This is a genomic window from Streptomyces buecherae, from assembly GCF_014295035.1.
In the GTDB taxonomy this organism is placed as follows: domain Bacteria; phylum Actinomycetota; class Actinomycetes; order Streptomycetales; family Streptomycetaceae; genus Streptomyces; species Streptomyces youssoufiensis.
In genome coordinates this window covers 7,938,159-7,958,652 of sequence record NZ_CP060404.1, presented here as the reverse complement: position 1 = coordinate 7,958,652, position 20,494 = coordinate 7,938,159, and the positions used below count along the sequence as shown (strand labels likewise).

Below are 20,494 nucleotides of genomic sequence, written 5' to 3'. Positions count from 1 at the left end.
CCGGCCGCCGGGCACGGTCGTCTGGTCCGTGGCCCCGGGGCGCGTCAGCGCGCCGCGCGGGTCTCGGAGCGGTTGGCCTTGCGGATGGCGTCGAGCAGTTCGGCCTTCGACATGCGCGACCGGCCGTCGATGTCCAGCCACCGCGCGACGCCGTAGAGGTGTTCCCTGGTGGCGCTCTCGTCGACGCCCTCACCGCTGCGTCCGCCCTGCTGCCGGGGCCGCGCCGACTGCGGGTCGGAAGGCCCCTTGCGGCCACCCTCCTTCCGCTCCCAGTGGTCACCGACCTTCTCGTACTTGTGCTTCAGCGCCCCGTACGCCACCCGGTGCGCCCGTTCGCCCTCGCCGTACTGGTCGACCGCCGAGTCGTGCGCCTTGATCCACGTGCGTTGGGCGCCCTTCGGGGACCGTTCCAGCGTCGACGGCATCTCCTGTCGTCCGGGCACCTGCCTCATCTCCTGGGTAGTGACTGTCGGGTGTGACTGTCGGGTGTGATCGGGTGTGACGTTCGGAGTGACATTCGGGTGTGCGTGGCGGCTGTGCCTGGTCGGGGTCTGGGTCTTCGGGTTCCCCACGGTTGCTGGCGGTAACGGTGGCGGCGGCTTCGCCCGCCGCGCCGCGCGGGTCGCCCGGGCGGCCGAAAGCGGCGCGCCGGCCCGTCCGGGTGGGCGCCGTCGCGGCATAGTCCTCGTGGGGCCCGGCCGGCGGCGACCGGCTTCCGGTGTACGCGGGGGTGTGCTCGCCGATTCCGCCGCCACGACCGTCAGCCGCAGCGGCCGTCCCCTGGTCGTCCCTCCCCCGCACCACCCGAGATCGGTGAAGGAAGTACGCCATGAACGATGAGAGCCCGAGGCGGCGCGAGCGTCCGGTGCCGCGCGGGCGTTCCGGCGTGATCGGCCGTCGCTTCGCCCGATCCGGGACCGAGCCCATGACCGCGCAGAGCGCGCTCGGGTTGCGGCGGGTTCTGTCGACCGTGTTCCTGCCGTTGTTCGGCGGGGCGGCCGTGGTCTTCGGGGTGTGGGCGGCGAGGTCGGGCTCCGACGACAACCCGGGACGCGGTCCGCTGGTCACCCTCGCGGCGGTGTGTGCGGCGCTCACCCTCTTCGCGGCGGCCGACCTGCTGGTCGTCACCCGTCGCCTCAGGCGCGAGCACGGCGGCCGACCGCCGGCGGAGTGAGGCGCGCCGCGCACCTCGCCCGCCGCGCACCGTCAACGGTGGTAGAGCGCCACCAGGTTGCCGCTGGCGAGCTGCCGGGGATCGACCGCCTGGTGCACCTGTTCGGCGCTGGGGGCGTCGGGCAGGACGCACGGTTCCGCGAGGGCGTAGAGACGGAAGAAGTAGCGGTGCGCCTCGTCGCCGGGAGGCGGGTGTGGTCCACCCCAGCCCCGTTCACCGAAGCCGTTGACCAACTCCGTGCCGCCGGGTGGCGTCTGTCCCGCTTCGACGCCGTCGCTGTGGGGATCGATGCCGACCACGACCTGGTGCACGAACGTGCCCGACGGCGCGTCGGGATCCTCGCACAGCAGAACCAGCTCGGAAGCGTCGTCCGGAACGCCGCGCCACGTCAGGGGCGGCGAGGTGTTCTCGCCTTCGAACGCGTACCGGCGGGCCAGAAAGGCGTGGTCGTTGAACGCGTCGCTGATGAGTTCGATGCCAGCCATGGACCCCGGGGTACCCCGGTCATTTCCGGGCAAACACGTCGTTCACCTGGGGTTTCTCCGCCAGGACAGGCGCGGCACGGGCCCCGACCTGGTGCACGCCTGGCGGGCGTCACCCATGCGGCCCTCACAGGCAACGGGCCAGGTCTGCTCCTCCTGGCTCTCGGCCGGCAGGGCGTGCGGGGCCCGCTGCTCGCCATCGCCCCGGCCATCGCCCTGCTGGGGCTCGTGGGCACGCCCCCGACCGGCGTGTTCGTCGGAAAGCTGGAGGTCTTCGCCGCTGCCGTGGACGGCGGCTACGAGCACGACGACTCAGGCCCACCCACTCGTCGCGCCCCGGTCGCGCGGGGTGGGGCCATGTGCTGGGCGGAAGGCCGGGGCGGCCCAGCGGAGGTAGTAGAAGAGGGAGTCGAGCGTGTTGAGGGCCGCGACCACGATGAGCCAGGGTGCGGTGCGCGACCCGACCGTTGCTCGGTTTGGTACCTTTCATTGACACGAAAATCGATCGGATGTTCGCTTTTGGGGCTTCCGACACGTCCGTTGTCGGCAGGAAACACTCGCGTTCTCCGACGCGCGGTGTGCCACTCAATCGGACCAGGTGAAGCTCATGGCAGGAACCGATCACGAGAAGGCCCTGGACACCGCGCTCGCACAGATCGAGCGGAAGTTCGGCAAGGGCGCGGTCATGCGCCTCGGCGAGCGCCCCAACGAGCCCATCGAGGTGATCCCCACCGGTTCCACCGCGCTGGACGTGGCGCTCGGCGTGGGCGGCCTGCCGCGCGGCCGTGTCGTGGAGGTGTACGGGCCGGAGTCCTCCGGCAAGACGACGCTGACCCTGCACGCGGTGGCGAACGCGCAGCGGGCCGGCGGCGCGGTGGCGTTCGTCGACGCCGAGCACGCCCTGGACCCGGAGTACGCCAAGAAGCTCGGCGTGGACACGGACTCCCTGATCCTGTCCCAGCCGGACAACGGCGAGCAGGCGCTGGAGATCGTCGACATCCTGATCCGCTCCGGCGCGATCGACCTGATCGTGATCGACTCCGTCGCCGCGCTGGTGCCACGCGCCGAGATCGAGGGCGAGATGGGCGACTCCCACATGGGCCTGCAGGCCCGACTGATGAGCCAGGCGCTCCGCAAGATCACCAGCGCGCTCAGCCAGACACGGACGACGGCGATCTTCATCAACCAGCTTCGCGAGAAGATCGGCGTGATGTTCGGTTCGCCGGAGACCACGACCGGTGGCCGCGCGCTGAAGTTCTACGCGTCGGTGCGCCTCGACATCCGTCGGATCGAGACGCTGAAGGACGGCACCGACGCCGTCGGCAACCGCACCCGCGTCAAGGTGGTCAAGAACAAGGTCGCCCCGCCCTTCAAGCAGGCCGAGTTCGACATCCTCTACGGCCAGGGCATCAGCCGCGAGGGCGGCCTGATCGACATGGGCGTGGAGCACGGCTTCGTCCGCAAGTCCGGCGCCTGGTACACGTACGAGGGCGACCAGCTCGGCCAGGGCAAGGAGAACGCCCGCAACTTCCTCAAGGACAACCCCGACCTCGCCGACGAGATCGAGAAGAAGATCCTCACGAAGCTCGGCATCGGGGCATCGACGAAGGCCCCGGCCGCCGAGGACGCGGACCCCACCCCGACCCCCGACACCGCCGGGGCCTCGACCGGAAGCCCCGTCTGACAGGCACGGGCCGACCCGCCGGAGGACGGGCTTCCCGACGGGCACCCGCTTGCGACATGCTCCGCGTCCTTGAGCCGCTTCGGTGATCATTTTGCTTCAGCAACATCGCGGCAGCCGCGCAACATCGCAGCCGCGAGGCAGAGCCAGCCAAAACAAGGCGTGGGCATCTCATTCGGGTCAAGCTGACATCCGCCCCTCGTGGCGCAGCTCCGTACCCGTACGTCCACGCGGTCAACGAGGTCAGCCTCGAGCTACTGAGGGGGCGAGACGCTGGGCCTGGTGGGCGAGTCCGGCAGCGGCAAGACGACGACGCTGCTGGAATCCCTGCGGCTCAGGCGGCCCGAGGGCGGCCCGATCGAGATCGCGGGGCGGGAGATCGGGGCGAGAGATCGGGGCGGCGGCCGGCAAGGACGCCGATGCCACGAGTGACATCAGGAGCGATGCCGCACGGAGCGCCCCACGCCGAGGCCGGCCCCCGGACAGCCGCACCACGCGTACGCCTGCCACGCCGCGTGACCGGGTCCCAGACCCACTGCCGGACGTCAACCACCTCCCACCAGGTGGGCCCGCCGCCCGGCATCGGGCACATCAACTGGCTTGGGTGCGGGGGGCAACCGTGGTGGGCCGGGCTGGTTGCCACGGTCGCCTCTGCCGGGGCCTCCCCCTCCCGCAGAACTGCTCGTTTTCCGGTCGCGTGGCGACGCGGCCGGTCGCGTGGTTACGGCTGGTGCGAGGTCGTGGTGAGGAAGTCCAGGACCAGGGGGCTGGCGTGGGTGTGGGCTTCCTCGAAGTAGGCGTGGCGGGTGTCGGGGATCAGGTGGAGCCGGGCGCCCGGGATGCGGTCGGCGAGTAGGGGTGCGTTGGCGGTGGGGTTGAGTACGTCGTCGGTTCCGTGGAGGACCAGGGTGGGTGCGCTGATGCTGGGCAGGAGGTCCCAGGCGTCGTGGCGGTCGCTGGCCGTGAGGTGGTGGCGCCGGGAGTGGGCGGGCATCCGGGGGTCGCCGAGGGTGTGGTGCGGGCCCGGATGGCCGGCGAGCCAGCGGGGTGTGTACATGAACTCCAGCAGGGCTTGTCGCGCGGCTCCGGAGTGGGGCTGGGCCAGTGCCTGGCGGACGTCGTCGCCGCGTTCTATGCCGTGCGGGCCGCCGGGTGAGGTGCAGCCCAGGACCAGGGCGCGGACTCGGCGCGGGTGGCGGGCGGCGAGTTGCTGGGCGACACGCCCACCCATGGACGTGCCGTAGACATCGGCCCGCTCGATGCCGAGGTCGTCGAGGACGGCGATGACGTCCTGGGCGAACAGTTCGGTGCTGTGGGGCGTATCGGGCTTGTCACTGTCGCCGGTGCCCCGGTAGTCGAGGGTCAGGGTGCTGCGTGCGGGGTGGAAGTCGGCGCGCACCGTCTCCCACCAAAGGTGGCTGTTGGCCTGCCCAGCCAGCAGGACGAGCGGCACACCCTCGCCTTCGACCTGGTAGGCGATGCGGGTCCCGTCGGGTGCCGTCGCGTAGGGCATCGGCTGGTCTCCTCAACTCCGTGGGCGGGCGCAGCACTTCGGGAAGCGCTGGACAACAGGCGATCCGTGAGGGCGGCTTTGCTGACCTCACGGTGCAGAGCCTGCCACCTCAACGGTTCGCCGTCGTCCGCCTTGTGCGCCGAGCGGGCACTTCGCGTGGCCGTCGTAGGACCATGGCCGCACCGCCACCGCGCCTGTACGGGGGCGCCGCCCGTCCGGGGCGATGGGGGCGCGAACGCGACGGGAGAGGTCGTACCAGGGGACGCCACAGACCCCGACGCCTGGACGTCGGGGTCTGGGAGGGGTGCCGCTAGTGGGGGGAGTGGAGGAAGAGCGAGGCGCCCGGGGCGGTACGGGTGCTGTGGACGCCCCTGTCGCCGCCGTAGTCCGCGCTCTCGTGTCCGTTCCAGTCCGGGATCGGCGCACCGTCCTGGGTCAGGTGTTGGAAGCGGCCGGGGTCGTCGGCGGCCGAGCCGAACTGGTGGATCGGCTGCTTGCCCTCTCCCGACCTGCTGTACGGCCGGAACTCCACGTAGGGGCCGCCCCGAGTGAGCTGCTTGGTGAGGACGTTGTTGTGGAAGACGTTCTGCGGCCCGGAGGACCCGGCCCACTTCACGGCCTTCTCACCGGCCGCCCACCAGATCGGGTACCAGGTGCCGGCCTCGACGTCACCGCTCTCGCCACCGCAGCGGGCGGTGCAGTTGCCCGAGTAGTGCTCGTACGGCACCCGCACCGTGTTGTTCTCGAACAGGTTGCGGCGCTCCCAACCACCGTGCAGGTTCAGGTCGGAGTCGAAGTCGTTGGCGTAGACGACGTTGCCCGACGCGGACCACTGGAGGGTGAAGTGTCGCAGGTTGCGGGTGGTGTTGTACGCGTACAGGGAGTCCCAGACGCGGCTGCCACGGAGGTAGCCGTTGCCGCCCTTGCCCTTGTTCCAGGCGCCGTCCAGGTGGTTGCCCTCGAACTGGAGGTTCTTGGCGACCTCGGTGACGATCGGGTGGGATCCGGTCATCTCCGCGCGTACGCCGCGGGCCCAGGAGTCGGCGGCCCACTTGAAGACCAGGCCGTGCATCGCGGACTCGGGTGCCAGGTTGCCGTAGTTGTGCTCCGCCTGCTTGGCGTCCAGCCCCGGCATCTCCTGGGTGAAGGCGAAGTTCTCGAACCCGACGCCGACCACCATCGTCAGCGGTGTCACCTTGCTGGCGTACGCGGTGGTGCCGATCGGTGCGGAGCCGTCCGATGTGGAGTCGACGGGCACGTCGAACTCCAGTGGCTTGTCGATGGTCACGGTGCGGTTGTCCGCGTCCACGGCGGCGATCCGGAAGACCTGCTGACGCATGTGCAGGTCGTCGAAGCGCGTCTCGTCCGTGGCCCCCTGCAGCTCGTAGAACTTACGGCTGTTGGCGGCGCCCACCCACAGGTGTCCGCCGGGTCGGAAGCGGGACGTGTTCGCCTTGGCGTCGAGGTGGATGACCCGGCCGCCCTCCCTGGCCGCGTAGCCCGGCGCGTCGGCCGCCGCGCGCAGCTTGACGCCCGAGGCCCAGTGCTGGTTGACCGAGCCCTCGTAGAGGTCCTTGCGGTTGGCCGGGGCCGCGGCCCACTCGTCGGCGTACCGGGTGGCGACCTCCCGGGTCTGGACGCGGAACAGGCCCCGGCCCGGCCAGATCCAACCCCCCTTGGCGGTGTCGGCGCCGGCCTCGTGCGCCATCGAGTCCGGGTCCCAGCGGCTGCCGTCCTTGCTCAGCGTGTCGTAGCGCGTGTCGGCGTCCGGGCGGAAGACGACGCGGGTGCGCCGCTCGTCGCCCGGGTCGCTGCCCTGGCCACGGATGACCAGGTAGTCGGCGTCCACGGAGATCTGTCGCGAGATGTCGACCTGGCCGCTGGGCAGGGTGATCAGCGAGAGCTGGTCGAAGTTGGCGTCGCCGGCGCACCGGGTGCGGATGTCGTCGATGGCGCGTTGCAGGCCGGCCGAATCGTCCTTGCCGTCGTCCGGGGTGACCCCGTAGGTGTCGGCCAGCTTGGTCGGTGTGATGCGACAGGCGGGCTCGGCGGTGTACTGCTGGTGGTCGGGCAGGGCGCCGCCGCTCCGGTAGCCGGCCTCGCTCCAGTCCGGCAGGCCGTCGACGGGTTCGAGCCGGTCCTCGGAGGTCAGGGCCGACGCACAGGGTGTCGCACCGGCCCCGGTGCCCGAGCACAGCCGAGGGGGCTTCCCGCCCGGAGGCATCTGGAGGATGTTGACGTTGGCGCGTACCCAGGTGATGAACAGGACGAGGGCCCCGGCGCTCAGCGTGGTGGTGTAGTCGCCGTTGCGGACGGCCTGGGAGAGTGTGGCCCAGTTGGTGATGTACGGCTGGTACTCGGCCGCCGGCCAGCTCTGCTCGCCGCTCAGCGCGGTGTGTACGGCGTCCCGGACGTTGTTGAACCGCGCGCCCTCCACCAGGGTCATGACCAGGCGGGCGAGGGAGGGCCCCACCCAGCCCTCGTGCATGTTCTGGGCGGTGACCCGGCCGAGGTCGCGGACCGCGTCCCGCAGGTTGTCGCCCGTGACGGTCCGGGTCCACACGTCCGGCCCACCCATGCCGCCCTCGCCGTACCGGCTGGTGAAGGGCAGGGTCACGGTGTTCAGTTGGCCCTGGCCCGGGAAGATCTCGGGCGGCGCCTGGCCCAGGCTCTCCTCGTCGAAACGGAAGAAGGTGCGGCTGAGGGTCTGCTGGTAGAAGCCCATCACGTACATGGTGTCCAGGCGGATCACCAGGCTGACGGAGGGCATGTCGGTGCGCCAGTTCAGGGAGTCGAGGGGGATCAGGGCGAAGCCCTGACGCGGGTGACCGCCGATCGGGCGGGCCAGGTCGGTGGGGTTGGCGCGGGCCGGGCCGGCTCCGGTGGTGGACCGGTGGCCCCGGCGGTGCCCGGTGGACGGTCCGGCGACCGGCCGCTCCGCGTTCCTGGCCGCCTCCACGATCTGCTCGACGATGTGCAGGTAGTTGGTGGCCACGTCGCGGTTCCGCTCCGCCGGCTGGGCCACGGCCGGGGTGCCGAGGACCGTGACGGTGGAGACGAGGGCGAGGAGGAAGGCGAGGCAGCCGGACAGGGCGGCCTCGCTGAGGCGTCGGCCGTGCGCGCCGACGGTGGGCCGGCTCACCACGGCACCACGTAGTCGATGGTCGCGGCGGGGGTCCCGTTGCCTTCGCTGGTGCCGCCGGCCCAGTACGCCACGGTGTAGGTCGCGGCCGACAGCAGGCCGTCGTCGCCGGCCGGGATGACGGCCGCGCCGTAGTCCATGCAGCGCGCGTGCTCGTTGGGGCAGACCCAGTCCCAGTCCTTACGGTGGGCCTTGTCGATCCGCCCCTTCTCGTAGATGCCGACCCAGTCACCCCGCTCGCCCGGGTTGCGGCCGACCGGGGTCAGGTAGGTCAGCACCAGGCCGGTGTCCTTGGGGTTGAGGTGGATGCCCTTCTGGTCGATGTGGGCGGTGGTCCAGGTCGCGTCCAGGATGTCGAAGTGGGTGGAGCCGTGCGGGCCCGCCGCGAGGCCGATCCGCTGGGACTGCTGGACGCTGGTGCCGGTGGCCCGGTCCGGCAGCAGGAACTGGGTCCCCGCGACGGCCAGGGCGGAGCAGAGGGCGGTGACGGCGGCGGGCAGGAAGCGGCGTCGCCTACCGTCTCCGCGCGTACTCAGACGCATGGTGAGAAGCTTCCTTCTGGGGAATCGGATGCGGTGAACCGTCGGCCGTGCGGCCGGCGGTGGCGTGTGCTACCAGGGCACGACGTAGTCGACGGTCACGGCCGGCCTGCCGCTGGACTCGCTGGCGTCGTCGGTCCAGTACGCCACGGTGTACGTCTTGCCCGACTCCAGGCCGTCGTTCCCGGCGGGCACGATGGCGGACCCGAACGACTTGCAGCGCGCGTGCTCGTTGGGGCAGACCCAGTCCCAGTCCTTGCGGTGGGCCTTGTCGAGCTGGCCCTTCTCGTAGATGCCGACCCAGTCACCCTGCTTGCCGGGGTTGCGGCCGAGCGGCGTGATGTACGAGACCACGAGTCCCGTGTCGTAGGGCGGGTCGTTGAGACCCTTCTGGTAGACGTGCGCGGTGGTCCAGACGGGCTCGTACAACATGAACTCCCCCTCCCGCGCGCCCTGGCCCGCCGGGCCGGCGTTCTCCAGCCGCACCGGGTACTCACGCTCACCCACGCTGGAGCCCAGGGTGTGTGCCCCCAGGGTCACCGCCACCGAGCAGACGACCGCCAACACCGCGGGTACGAAACGTCCCCGCCGTCTCCCGGCGTCCCGCGCGCGGTCTGTTCCACGCCTAGAGAAGCGCACAGCGCAACCCCCCACCCATGACGTTCCTGCCTTTCTCCGGTCCCTGTGGACCGCGTGACCGTGCCGGACCGAACGGGCCTGCCGGCCGTCGGAGCTGTGACGGGAGCGCGCCGGCGCCCGCCCGTACGCGCCAGCCACCCGCACCGGGTTCGGTAGGGTGCGGCCCCACGATCGCGCCGGCCATGGGCCTGGCGACGTACGGACGTGCTGGTGTGCGGACGTGCCGGAGCGGACGTGCCGATGTGCTCGGCGTGCCGATGTGACGGTGTGTTCGGCGTACGGACGCACTGGCGTACTGGTCCGTTGGGTCCGTGGACCGACGATCTCCCGGTGCCCAGTTCAGCAAGGCGGGACGCCCGACACCAGGCGGAATCACCGGCAAAAGTGCGGTTCAGGGATACTTCTGCCGGAAGTGCCGGCCGTGGCACGCACAGAGGAAGGTCGGCCCCGTGAGCAGCACAGCACCCCCGCCGCGCGCGTTCGGGCGGCTCCTACGCGACCTGCGCCGGCGCGCGGGTCTCAGCCAGGAGCAGCTCGCCCACACGGCGGGCGTGAGCGTACGGGCCCTGGCCGACCTGGAGCGGGGCCGCACCCGAGGGCCACGGCGCCGCACCGTCGAGGCCCTGGTCAGCGCGCTGGCCCTCGCCCCCGACGAGGCCCACGCCCTGGAGGCCGCCGCGGCCCCCGGACGCCTCCGCGCCTCGGCTGATCCCGCCGGCGGGAGCGTCCCACCCCACGGGGGCGGGTCCACCGGCGCGGCCGGCCCGAGCACGGCGGCCGACGCGAGCACGCCGGGCGGCACGGGCCCGGGCCCGGAGGATGGTCCAAGCACCGTGGGCGGCGCGAGCCTGGCGCTCGGCACAGGCCCGGAAGGCGGCCCGAACACGGCGGGCGGCACGGGCACGGCGGGCGGCACGGAACGTCCCGCGAGCTCGCCGCACGCCGCCCTGGCCCTGTCGCTGCCTCGCGACACCCGGGACTTCACCGCGCGCGAGCAGGCCCTGGACGAGGCGTGCGCGCTGGTCGACCGGGCGGAGGCGGACCACCCGCCCGTCCTCGTCGTCACGGGCCAACCCGGGCTTGGCAAGACGGCGTTCGGCGTCCGCCTCGCCCACACCCTGGCGCCCCGCTTCACCGACGGACAGCTCTTCGTCAACCTGCGGGGCATGGACGCGGAGCCGACCGACCCACGGGAGGTGCTGGCCACGCTGTTGCGAGCGCTGGAGGTGGCCGAACACGCCATCCCCCACGACCTGGCGGGCCGCTCGGGGTTGCTGCGCTCGCTGCTCGCGCCCCGGCGGCTGCTCCTGGTGCTGGACAACGCCGCCCACGAGGCCCAGGTACGCCCCCTCCTGCCGTCCCTCGGCGGCTCGCTGACCGTGATCACCAGCCGGAGCGGCCTGACCGGGTTGGAGGGGGTGCATGGGATCGCCCTGCCCCTGTTGCGCCGCGAGGAGTCCGTGGAACTGCTGACCCGCGTCGTCGGCTCCGCGCGGGTCGGCCGGGAGGCGCAGGCGGCACGCGATCTGACGGACCTGTGCGGACACCTTCCGCTGGCCATCCGCATCGTCGGCCAGCGGTTGGCGGGCCGCCCGCGGGAACGGCTGGCCAAGCTCGTGGCCCAACTGGCTCGCGAAGAGCGCAGGCTGGACCTGCTGAACGCCGGTGACCTGCGGGTACGGGCCGCCTTCGGGCTGTCCTACGAGCAGCTCTCCCCCGCCTCGCAGACTCTGTTGCGCCGCTCCGCGATGGCCTCCGGGCCGGATGTGAGCCCCGAGACCGCCGCGCTGCTGGCCGGTGTGTCCCTGCCCGAGGCGGAGCTTGGGTTGGACGAACTGGCCGACCGTGGCCTGCTCCAGGCCGACGCCGTGGCCGAGCGCTACCAATTCCACGACCTGCTGCGGCTGTTCGCCGCCGAGCTGGTGGCCAGCGAGGACGGGCCCGGCACGGAGCGGGCCGCCCGGGACCGGACCGCGCGCTGGATGCTGGCGCGCGCGACGGCGGCCGGACTCCACTTCGACGCCCGGCGGCCCGCCCCACCTGACGAGACCACCGACGTCCATGGCGGCCCGGGCGCTGATCCTGGCGAGCCAACCACCGGCGACCCCGACCCGGCCACCACGCCCGCCACCCGGGCCGAGGCCCGGCGCTGGCTGGAGGACGAGTGGGCCCAGTGGCTCGCGGCCCTGCGACACGCGGCCGAGGCCGGCTGGCACCGGGCGGTGGTGGACGCGGCCGAGGCGATGCACTGGTTCTCCGACCTCACCCAACACTGGGAGCTGTGGGTGGAGGTCTTCCGGCGCGCAGCGGACGCGGCCCGCGCGCTGGGCTCCGGCCGCGAGGAGGCCACCCACCTCAACTACCTGGCCTGGGCGTACAACCTGTGTGTCTACGACCACCGTGCCGCGCTGGCCGCCGCCCGGGCCGCGTACGTCGCCGCCCGGGACAGCGGCGACCAGCTCCAGACGGGGTGGGCGCTGGGTTACGAGGCGGGGGCGCTGCGCCGGCTGGGCCGGCTGGACGAGGCGGTGGCCGGGCTGCGTGAGGCGGCGGCCTGCCATCAACGCAACGCCACGCCCGAGGGCCGGATCGCGGAGCTGACCACCCTCAACGTCCTCGGGGAGGTCCTGCGCGAACAGGGGCAAGCCCAGCAGGCCCTGGACATCCACCTGCGCGGCGCGGAGATCTGCCGCGCCGGCATCCCCGGGCTCTGCCCCGACCTGCTCGCCCTCTACCAGGCGGCCACCGCGCAACACGTCGGCAACGACCACGCGGCGCTCGGCCAGTGGCAGCGTGCCGAGGGGCCGCTACGCAGCGCGCTCGCCGCCTTCGAGAGCTCCGACATGCCGGCCTGGAGCGGGCCCGCCCACCTCGAACTGGGCATCGTCCTGCGCCACGTCGGCAGGCTCGCGGAAGCCCGTACGGCCGTACGCGCCGCGCTGGCCACCCTCACCGAACACCGCAGCTTCCGCCAGGCCGAGGCCAGGACGGAACTCCGGGTGCTCGACACCCTGTTGCCGAGCTGACCGGGCGACGCCGCCGCGCACAGACAGCGGCACCCATCACAACGGTGGGCAGCCTCCGATGATTCTGCGCGGGTCCGACGAGGAAGCCGTGCGAGGCACCGGGCACGCTGGCTGCCAGACCGTCGACGTCCGGACTGTCCGCGATACGGAGGGCGACACGGATTGCTACCGACCCCCGCACACCGTCAAGGTAGGCCCGTCAGCCGGCGCCGTCGCACCTCCCACACCCCTCGACGGCGTCGCTGGCGGACTCCTCGTTCGGCCCGACCACACATCGGGCCGAACGACGCCTCCGACCGGAGGCGGTGGACAGCGGCACGGAACAGGCGGCGGGCGACGCTGTGTCGGGTTGCCGCCGCCGCGACAGTGTCCGCGATGGTCAGTACCGGTAGGTCGAGCGCCGGCGACGGCGACCTCGCCCAGGCCGTGAGCCTCGGCGCGGGACAGGCAGACGCTACGCACCGCCTTCTCGCCCCACCGGGCCCGCTCGCACCGTGCGAGCGGTCGAGCGCCTCACCACGGCGGCTGGCCGTCTGGGCGCGGCAGCCCGATCGGAGCCGGGGCGCGCCCGTCTCCCGTCGCGGAAGGCCCCGCTCGCCAACATTCGCGGCGAGCGGTACGAGCGGGCCCCGGCACCTTCCACCCGCGCTCGACTGTCCGTCCCTTGCCGCCGGCTGTGCGCCGCGTATGGCCGGCGTCCCACCGAAGTACCACGCACACGCGCTCCACCAAGACGGAAAGGCAGACACACCCAGGATGAGAACCACGCAAAGGAACTACCGCTGGTTGACGGCATGGTGTACCGGGCTCGCCGTCACCGCCACGCTGGCCATGGCCGGCGCACCCGCCCAGGCCACCGAGGACAGCGGCGGTACGGCCGCCGAAGGAAGAGTCATCAACGCCGGGGCGCCCGGTGCCATCGACGGCCTGTACATCGTCTCGCTCAAGGGCTCCACCTCAGCCTCCGCGGCTGCCGAGACCGCCGTCACCGACCAGGCCGACCGGCTCACCGACCGCTACGGCGGCGACGCCGATCGGATCTACACAGCGGCCCTGCGCGGCTTCTCCGCCAGGATGACGCCCGTCCAGGCCAAGCGGCTGGCGGCGGACCCCGAAGTGGCCTACGTACAGCAGTCCCTGATGGTGCGCGCCACCGAAGGCGGCAACCAACCCAACCCACCGTCCTGGGGCTTGGACGCCGTGGACGGCAAGCAGGACAAGGCGTACGACTACCCGGGCACGGGCGCGGGTGTCACCGCGTACGTCATCGACTCCGGCGCCCGGTTCTCGCACCAGACCTTCGAGGGTCGGGCCTCGTCCGGCTACGACTTCCTCGACGACGACACCGACGCCGCCGACTGCTTCGGCCACGGCACGCACGTGGCCGGCACCATCGCCGGCAAGGAGTACGGCGTCGCCAAGCAGGCCAAGATCGTCGCCGTACGGGTGCTCGACTGCCAGGGCAGTGGTCCCGACGCGGACACCATCGAGGGCATCGACTGGGTCGTCAAGAACGGCAAGAAGCCCGGCGTCATCAACATGAGCCTCGGCTCCGGCGGCCCGAACGCCGACCCGCAGGGCATGCGCGAGGCGACCAAGCGAGCTGTGCAGGCGGGATTCCCGACCGCGATCTCGGCGGGCAACGCCAACCAGGACGCGTGCGGCACCTCGCCCGGCGACACGCCCGAGGCGCTGTCCCTCGGATCCACCGACAGCAACAACGCGCGGTCCAGCTTCTCCAACTACGGCCGCTGCATCGACCTGTTCGCCCCCGGCGGCAACATCACCTCGGCCAGTAACAGCTCCGACACGGGCAAGACCACCATGGGCGGCACCTCCATGGCCGCGCCGCACGCCGCCGGCGCGCTGGCTCTCTACCTGGAGAACAACCCGAGGGCGAGCAGCACGCAGGCCACCGACGCGGTGATCGCCGCCGCGCGGGACGGCGTGGTCACCAACCCGGGCACGGGCTCGCCCAACAAGTTCCTCGACGTGTCCAAGCTCGGTGCGCCCGCGGACCCGGGCAAGCCGACCGCGGAGTTCACACCAACCTGCTCGGAGGCCAACACGACGTGCGCCTTCGACGGGTCCGCGTCGAAGGACCCGGACGGTTCGATCTCCTCGTACGCGTGGGAGTTCGGTGACGGCAAGACCGGCGAGGGCGCCAAGCCGTCGCACACCTACGACAAGGCCGGTTCGTACGAGGTCAAGCTGACGGTGACCGACAACAGCGGCAAGACCGGAACCGTCACCAGGGAGGTGGCCGTTGGCAAGCCGGCGGGTGAGCCGCCGGTGGCACGGTTCACCGTCTCCTGCCGGAACGACGCGTGCACCTTCGACGCCTCCCGCTCCACCGACAAGGACGGTGACATCGCCTCGTACGCCTGGAAGTTCGGCGACGGCAAGACCGGCGAGGGCAAGACCGCCAAGAACACCTACCCAGCGGGTCAGAAGACCTACACGGCGCAGCTCACGGTCACCGACCGGGCAGGCAACGCCGGCACCGCGGCCAAGCAGGTCCAGTGCCGCGACTACGGCAGCCAGACCGTCTGCTTCGGTAACTGACCCTACCGCCGCCCAACAGGCCGTCCGACCCTCCTATCCGCCACGGCCGACTGCCTTCCCGCACCGGCCGCCGAGCCTCCCGACAACGACGGCTACCGCTCGTCGCTTCGGAGGCCGGGCGTCCCACGCCCGGCCTCCGAGGGAGACCACCCACAGCGTGCGGGGCCCCCAGGGGCCCCGCACCGGCTCGTCGCGGCGTACGCGACCCGCGGCCGTCCGGTCGATGTGCTCGGCATCCTGCCGCAGGACCGCGCATCCCCTCGCGCAGGCCCCGGGACGCGGGCACCACGTGCGCACGCGCACTCGGCCTGGCCCGGGCCGGACTGCCACAGCCCGGCAAGCCGGCGCGCGAGGGCCGACCACTCCCACTCCGCCGTGCACCCACCCCACAATGCCCGACGACGAAACAGACGACTGAGAAGCCAACCACCCCACGACCTCGCCGCACAGGCCGGGCGGACCGGGCAGGCCGGGCAGGCCAGACCGGTCAGTAGGCGTCTGCGGGTACCTCGCTTCGGGAGGTGAGGTTGAGTTTGTGCAGCACCCTCGCCACGTGCTGCTCGACCGTCCGTGGCGACAGGAAGAGCACGTCGGCGATCTCCCGGTTCGTGCGCCCCGTGGCCACGAGACGGGCCACCTCCCGCTCGCGCGGAGTGAGTTGGTCGCCGTAGCCACGTCGACCGCGTCGCGCAGAGATGCTGACACCGTTATCACGTAGCACCCGACGGCACCGGGCCGCGTCCCGCGTTGCGCCCAGTGCGGCAAAGCGCTCGGCGAGTTCGGTCAGTTCCCTCGCGACCCGCGCCCCGGAGGTGTCTCCCGCGCGGCCGGCACCGCCGCGCCCTGCCGTACCGGCCAGGCCGGCCTTGCCGCCAAGGCCACCCGTAGCGAGGCGGCAGCGCAAGGCGGCCTCAGCGGTGCGGGCCGCCGAATACGGTCTGGGCAACGCCGCGTAGCGAGCGCTCGCCGCCTCGTAGGCCGCGATGGCCTCGGCCAGGCGGCCCTGTGCGTACGCCACCGCGCCCCGGCATGCCTCCAGTGCGGCGGCGGCCAGCGGCGCGTCGCAGCCGGCGATGCCCGCGGCGTACTCCGCGACCAGGGCATCCGCCTCCGACACCCGTCCGTGCCGTACGAGCACGGCGACCGCCGTCGGCATGAGGTCCGCGCCCCAGACCCACATCCCCTTGCGTCGGACCCTGGCGACGGCCCGTTCCGCCTCCGCCCGGGCCGCCCCCATCTCGCCGCGGGCCATCCACACCCGGATCATCGCCCCCGCGGCGGCGGCCAGGACGGGGGCCCGGGCGTTGACCGGGTCACCGAGGGCGGCGGCTTCGAGTGCGTCGGTGGCCTCGTCCCACTCACCGCGCGCGATGGCGAGCAGCCCGAGGACCAGGTACGCGTCGGCCGCGGTGCCGGACACGCCCTGCACCATGTCGAGCACCTGGCGCGCACGCGTGGCCAGGTCATGCCAGTTGCCCAGGCCCCATTCCAGCCGCAGCGAGGTGCCGTCGATGATCCCCTGGAGCCAGGGTGAGCCGCACTCGGCGGCGAGCCGCTCTCCCGCGCGCCGGAACCGCTGCGCCGCCGCGTAGTGGCCGAGCCAGGTGGTGGCCTCGGCCAGGTTGCCGGACAGCCGGGCGAGCTGTAGGCACTCTTCGGGGGTCCGCCCGGTGCCCATCATCTCCTCAGCCTCGGCCCAGACCGTGGGATCGCCCGCCATCATGCGCAGGACGACGTGGTTGCCCCGTACGGCCAGCCGCAGGGCCGGGTCCGACTGGTCCGTGAGGAGCCCCTCGGCACGGGCGATCCACTGCTGGTAGGCGGCGTACGGTTGCTCGCCCGAACTCGCCATGGCCAGCGCGGCCATGGCCCGGGCGGCGAGTTCGGGTGAGTCGCGCAGCTCCCGGACCGCGATCTCGGTGTCCGTCCAACCCTGCTCGTACTGTCCGGCCTGGTTTCTGAGCAACAGCCCGAGGTTGAGCCGGACCTCACCGCGTACGACGTCGGGGAGATCGCCGTCGCGCACGATGCCCCGCAACAGCGCGACGGCCCTGCGGTAGGCGAGGCCCAACACCGCGACCCGGCTGAGCTGGACGGCGAACCTGGCCCGGTCGTCACCGCGCAGTCGCGGGTCGGACAGCAGCCCCTCAAGTATCTCCGCCGCGACAGCGGTGTCGCCGAGCTCACGGGCGGCGTCCACCGCCGCCTCGCTGTACCGCAACCAGGCATCGAGGTCGCCGACCTGCCGTGCGTGGTAGGCGAGTTGCCTCAGCGGCGGCGGTTCGGCGTCGACGAGCACGGCCATCACACGGCGGTGCAGTCGGCGCCGGTCCAGGCTCGGCAGTGCGTCGTAGGCCGCCTGCTGGGCGAGGGAATGCCGAAAGCCGTAGCGGTCACCCCCGAAGTCGTGGAGCACGCCCGCCAGCAGCGCCTCCCTGATCCCCCTGCCCGCGTCGACGCCGCTCGGGGACCGGGGCGCCCGGGGGTACGCGCCGCCGCCGGCCGCGTGCCCGGGCAGCGCGCTCGGTGCGGCTGCGCGCGTATCCGCTCGGCCGACGCTGGCGGAGGACCGGGGATCACCGGGTTCGGCGACAGTGGGCTCAGCGCTTGCGACGGCGGCGATCAGGTCCTCGGCGGCGGGGACGCGGAGCACGGCCGCCGCACGCACCACGGCCATGGCATGCGCCGAGAACCCCGTCGTCTGGTCCACCATCGCCTCGCGCAGCAGCCTGGGCACCTCCAGGGCGTCGAGTGTCTCCCGCTGTGCGCCCCAGCCCGCCGGCAGACCGCTGACGACGAGCGCGCGGACGACCTCCTCCAGGACGAACGGGATGCCGGCGGTGCGTTCGCGCAGTTCGGCGGCGAGGTCGGCGGGTACGGTCTCGCCGCCGGTGATGGCGGTGGCGAGACTGCGGACGGCCGACACGTCCAGGGGTCCGAGCGGGATCAGAGCGGAGGTGGTGCCGGGCGGGTGCCGATAGGCGCGGCCTAGTTGCAACCCGACGTTCGCGAGGTCCTCGCGGCGGTAGCTGAGCACCATCGCCACTTCGGCGGGTGGGTCCTCGACGAGGAAGCCGACCAGGTCACGGGTGCCGTCGTCCGCCCAGTGCAGGTCCTCCACGACCACGACGACCTGACCCAGCGAGGCGAGGAGCGCGCGCACGGCGCGGAAGAGTCGGTGCCGGCGGGCCTGGTGGTCGTGGAGTGTCTCCGGCGTGGGCGGCAACGCGTCGGCCAACTCCGGCAGATAGGGCCGCAGCGTGCCGCACACGGGGTTGAGACCCCGTGGCAACTGGCCTTCGAGTTGCCGTAACAGGTCGAAGAACGGGCCGTAGGGGAAGGGCTCGCGCAGCGGTTGGCAGGTGCCGAGCAGCACGCGGCGGCCCCGTACGGACGGGTGCCCCAACGCCTCCCGGATCAGCCGGGTCTTGCCGATCCCGGCCTCTCCCTCGACGAAGGCGACCGCGGGAGGGTGGTTGACGACGTCGAGCAGCGCGCGCAGTTCGCCGGTGCGACCGACGAGGGCCGGGGCTCCCGAACGGCGAAGAAGTGGACTGGTCATGGAGGACTCCGTGCCCGAGGGAAGGCCGAGGCCATGGCTCACGGTGGCAGGCGGGCAGCGACGCGCCCGGACTGGCCATCTCGGTCGTGGCCGTAGGTCTGTGGAGACCGCACCGGTGTCCCGGTCGTCACCCATCGGCTGTCTCTTCCGGCTCGCCCGTAGCCAGTCGGCCACCGCGGTAACGCGAAGCTACTTTCCACGGGCCGCCGGAGCAAGAGGGTTCCGGCGCGAACTCCTGGGTGTGCCCCAGCCGCTGGTCGGAGGCGGTGTCAACGCCCGTGCCGGATCACGCGCTTGGCGGGTCCAGCTACGGATGAAAACACGGATTGTCCCCCTCGCGTACCGCCTCTACGGTCCTTTCATCCCCCCACCACGACATGCACCCGACAAGGTTCCCCACAGCGAACCGGCCCAGGCGTCTCGGGGCCGGGATCAGACGACGGAGTCCGAACCGCGGCGGGAACCAGGCCCCGACAGCGCCTCCGACACGCGACGAACGACGCGGCTCTACGCCACGCCAGCGCGGTGGCGTGGCCATGGAGCCGGGGTCAGCGGGTGCTGCCAGCCGGTTGGGGGCCGCCCGCCCCATGGCGGGCATCCACGGAGAGAGGAACAGCATGAGCAGAACCAAGCGGCTGAACCAGGTGGCCAGCCTCACGGTCGCGGCCCTTGCCGTCGCACCACTGTTGTCCGGGGGTGCTCAGGCGGCGACCGGCGACACCACCCACCGCACGCGGGCGGTCAACCCGACCGACACGGCGCCCGCGCCCAGCGAGGCGCACACCAGAATCGTCGGGGGCCAGCCCACCACGGTCGCCGAGTACCCCTACATCATCGCCGCGTTGCGCGAGGGCGGGCAGCGCCCGATGGGCCAGACGTGTACGGGATCGGTGATCGGCCCGAAGACGATCCTGATCGCCGCGCACTGCAAGAACGGCGACGGCGCCAAGTCCTTCTTCTACGGAGCCGACGACCTCACCAAACCGGCGGGAGGAGTGAAGATCGACGTCGAGTCCTACACCCAGCACCCCAAGTACTCGTCACCGGACGGCCGGCCGACCGGCTACGACGTGGCCGTCGTCAAGACCAAGCAGACGATCCCGGTCAAGGGCGGCCAGTACGCCAGGTTCGCCACGTCGGCCGACAGCAGCCTGTCCAAGCCGGGCAAGACCGGCACCGCGATCGGCTACGGCCGCGTACGCCTGGGTGAGAACCAGTACGCACGAGTGAAGAAGGCCAGCCTGCCGATCGTGGACGGGCGCAACACCTGCGGCGCCTTCGGCAACTTCAAGGACGCGACCATGATCTGCGCCGGGTACGCGAACGGCCACGACGGCATCTGCCAGGGTGACAGCGGCGGCCCGCTGGTCGTGGACGGCGTCGTGGTCGGCGTCGCCTCGTGGGTGAAGACCGGCTGCACCAGCTACGGCGCGTGGGGACGGCTCACCAACGAGATGGGTGACTGGGTCAAGACCCAGTTGACCAGGGGCTGACCGCACGGCCTGACACTCACACCCGCCTGGCTGACCCGGGAAGTCACCCGGCGAAGCCGTCAACCACCGCGAGGGTGACGAGCATCGGGCCTAGCCTCGCAGCGGCGCCAGACGCGGCACCCGGGCCGCCGCGTCTTCTGCGCCTGCGGTCGACTCCACGGTCACAGCGCACGGTGCGGGGCCCTCCCAGGGGCCCCGCACACACGCGTGCTGGCACAGGTTGATCGTGGTCAGCCCAGGAAGCTCAGCCGCACCTGTCGCCGCGGGTTGTCGACGTTCGTGTCCACCAGACACACCGACTGCCACGTCCCCAGCGCCAGTTCCCCACCCACCACCGGCAACGTCGCGTGCGGTGCCACCAGTGCCGGCAGGACGTGGTCGCGGCCGTGGCCCGGGGTGCCGTGGCGGTGGCGCCAGCGGTCGTCGGCCGGGAGGAGGTCGCGCAGGGTGGCCAGGAGGTCGTCGTCGCTGCCCGCGCCGGTCTCCAGGACGGCGACGCCGGCCGTGGCGTGCGGGACGAAGACGTTCAGCAGGCCGTCCCGGCCGGCGGCTGCCTCGTGCAGGAAGTCGGCGCACGCCGAGGTCAGGTCGGTGACCGTCTCCCGGGAGCCGGTGGTGAGGTCGAGGACGTGGGTGGTGAATGGGCTCATGGCTTCATCCTGCCGCTCCTCACCCGAC

At 72.2% G+C, this 20,494-nt stretch carries 14 protein-coding genes and 1 pseudogene; 7 read left to right on the top strand and 8 right to left on the bottom strand.

Annotated elements, in window-relative coordinates; translation table 11 throughout:
• Positions 1-44: 44 nt before the first annotated feature.
• Positions 45-443: a ChaB family protein gene (locus H7H31_RS31560; protein ID WP_187065056.1), complete on the bottom strand. Its 399-nt coding sequence runs from the start codon at positions 441-443 to the stop codon at positions 45-47.
• A gap of 386 nt (positions 444-829) precedes the next feature.
• On the opposite strand from H7H31_RS31560, the gene H7H31_RS31555 reads away from it, so the two are divergent.
• Positions 830-1,174, top strand: coding sequence for a DUF6343 family protein (locus tag H7H31_RS31555; protein ID WP_187065055.1), 345 nt, complete (start codon positions 830-832; stop codon positions 1,172-1,174).
• Positions 1,175-1,206: 32 nt separating this feature from the next.
• Here the strand turns inward: H7H31_RS31555 and H7H31_RS31550 are convergent, their stop codons facing one another.
• Positions 1,207-1,659: a YbhB/YbcL family Raf kinase inhibitor-like protein gene (locus H7H31_RS31550; RefSeq protein ID WP_187065054.1), complete on the bottom strand. Its 453-nt coding sequence runs from the start codon at positions 1,657-1,659 to the stop codon at positions 1,207-1,209.
• Between the two features lie 177 nt (positions 1,660-1,836).
• Here H7H31_RS31550 and H7H31_RS34705 point away from each other — a divergent pair.
• The 3 genes and pseudogenes from H7H31_RS34705 to H7H31_RS31540 all read left to right on the top strand — a co-directional run.
• Positions 1,837-1,956 (top strand): annotated as a pseudogene (locus H7H31_RS34705) (proton-conducting transporter transmembrane domain-containing protein); the annotation flags it as partial.
• A 307-nt stretch (positions 1,957-2,263) separates the two neighbouring features.
• Entirely contained in the window at positions 2,264-3,340 is a 1,077-nt protein-coding gene (gene recA / locus H7H31_RS31545; protein ID WP_187065053.1) for a recombinase RecA, read from the top strand.
• A gap of 279 nt (positions 3,341-3,619) precedes the next feature.
• Positions 3,620-3,769 (top strand): hypothetical protein, encoded by a 150-nt coding sequence (locus H7H31_RS31540; protein WP_372456076.1) that lies wholly within the window; start codon positions 3,620-3,622, stop codon positions 3,767-3,769.
• A 289-nt stretch (positions 3,770-4,058) separates the two neighbouring features.
• Here H7H31_RS31540 and H7H31_RS31535 read toward each other — a convergent pair whose 3' ends face one another.
• The 4 genes from H7H31_RS31535 to H7H31_RS31520 form a co-directional block, all read right to left on the bottom strand.
• Positions 4,059-4,850 carry an alpha/beta fold hydrolase gene (locus H7H31_RS31535; protein WP_187065052.1) on the bottom strand — a complete coding sequence of 264 codons (792 nt, stop codon included), beginning with the start codon at positions 4,848-4,850 and terminating at the stop codon, positions 4,059-4,061.
• A 310-nt stretch (positions 4,851-5,160) separates the two neighbouring features.
• On the bottom strand, positions 5,161-7,992 hold the full coding sequence (locus H7H31_RS31530; protein ID WP_187065051.1) for a ribosome-inactivating family protein: 2,832 nt from the start codon (positions 7,990-7,992) through the stop codon (positions 5,161-5,163).
• Positions 7,989-8,534: a hypothetical protein gene (locus H7H31_RS31525; protein WP_187065050.1), complete on the bottom strand. Its 546-nt coding sequence runs from the start codon at positions 8,532-8,534 to the stop codon at positions 7,989-7,991. The genes H7H31_RS31530 and H7H31_RS31525 overlap by 4 nt, the downstream gene beginning before the upstream one ends.
• Before the next feature lie 69 nt (positions 8,535-8,603).
• On the bottom strand, positions 8,604-9,038 hold the full coding sequence (locus H7H31_RS31520) for a hypothetical protein (protein ID WP_187065049.1): 435 nt from the start codon (positions 9,036-9,038) through the stop codon (positions 8,604-8,606).
• A gap of 581 nt (positions 9,039-9,619) precedes the next feature.
• Here H7H31_RS31520 and H7H31_RS31510 point away from each other — a divergent pair.
• Together H7H31_RS31510 and H7H31_RS31505 are read left to right on the top strand one after the other, a co-directional pair.
• Complete coding sequence (locus H7H31_RS31510; protein WP_232110175.1) at positions 9,620-12,196, top strand: ATP-binding protein; 2,577 nt, start codon at positions 9,620-9,622, stop codon at positions 12,194-12,196.
• 786 nt (positions 12,197-12,982) lie between these two features.
• Positions 12,983-14,761: a S8 family serine peptidase gene (locus H7H31_RS31505; protein ID WP_232110174.1), complete on the top strand. Its 1,779-nt coding sequence runs from the start codon at positions 12,983-12,985 to the stop codon at positions 14,759-14,761.
• A 487-nt stretch (positions 14,762-15,248) separates the two neighbouring features.
• Here the strand turns inward: H7H31_RS31505 and H7H31_RS31500 are convergent, their stop codons facing one another.
• Complete coding sequence (locus H7H31_RS31500) at positions 15,249-18,323, bottom strand: helix-turn-helix transcriptional regulator (RefSeq protein WP_187065047.1); 3,075 nt, start codon at positions 18,321-18,323, stop codon at positions 15,249-15,251.
• Between the two features lie 617 nt (positions 18,324-18,940).
• On the opposite strand from H7H31_RS31500, the gene H7H31_RS31495 reads away from it, so the two are divergent.
• Positions 18,941-19,816: a S1 family peptidase gene (locus H7H31_RS31495; protein ID WP_187065046.1), complete on the top strand. Its 876-nt coding sequence runs from the start codon at positions 18,941-18,943 to the stop codon at positions 19,814-19,816.
• Positions 19,817-20,046: 230 nt separating this feature from the next.
• Here the strand turns inward: H7H31_RS31495 and H7H31_RS31490 are convergent, their stop codons facing one another.
• Entirely contained in the window at positions 20,047-20,466 is a 420-nt protein-coding gene (locus H7H31_RS31490) for a YjbQ family protein (protein WP_187065045.1), read from the bottom strand.
• Between the last annotated feature and the right edge of the window lie 28 nt (positions 20,467-20,494).

Bases quoted from the DNA above. Each gene is read 5' to 3' on its own strand.
- H7H31_RS31555 (WP_187065055.1), top strand. From the start codon at position 830: ATGAACGATGAGAGCCCGAGGCGGCGCGAGCGTCCGGTGCCGCGCGGG.
- H7H31_RS31550 (WP_187065054.1), bottom strand. From the start codon at position 1,659: ATGGCTGGCATCGAACTCATCAGCGACGCGTTCAACGACCACGCCTTT.
- recA (WP_187065053.1), top strand. From the start codon at position 2,264: ATGGCAGGAACCGATCACGAGAAGGCCCTGGACACCGCGCTCGCACAG.
- H7H31_RS31535 (WP_187065052.1), bottom strand. From the start codon at position 4,850: ATGCCCTACGCGACGGCACCCGACGGGACCCGCATCGCCTACCAGGTC.
- H7H31_RS31525 (WP_187065050.1), bottom strand. From the start codon at position 8,534: ATGCGTCTGAGTACGCGCGGAGACGGTAGGCGACGCCGCTTCCTGCCC.
- H7H31_RS31500 (WP_187065047.1), bottom strand. From the start codon at position 18,323: ATGACCAGTCCACTTCTTCGCCGTTCGGGAGCCCCGGCCCTCGTCGGT.
- H7H31_RS31495 (WP_187065046.1), top strand. From the start codon at position 18,941: ATGAGCAGAACCAAGCGGCTGAACCAGGTGGCCAGCCTCACGGTCGCG.
- H7H31_RS31490 (WP_187065045.1), bottom strand. From the start codon at position 20,466: ATGAGCCCATTCACCACCCACGTCCTCGACCTCACCACCGGCTCCCGG.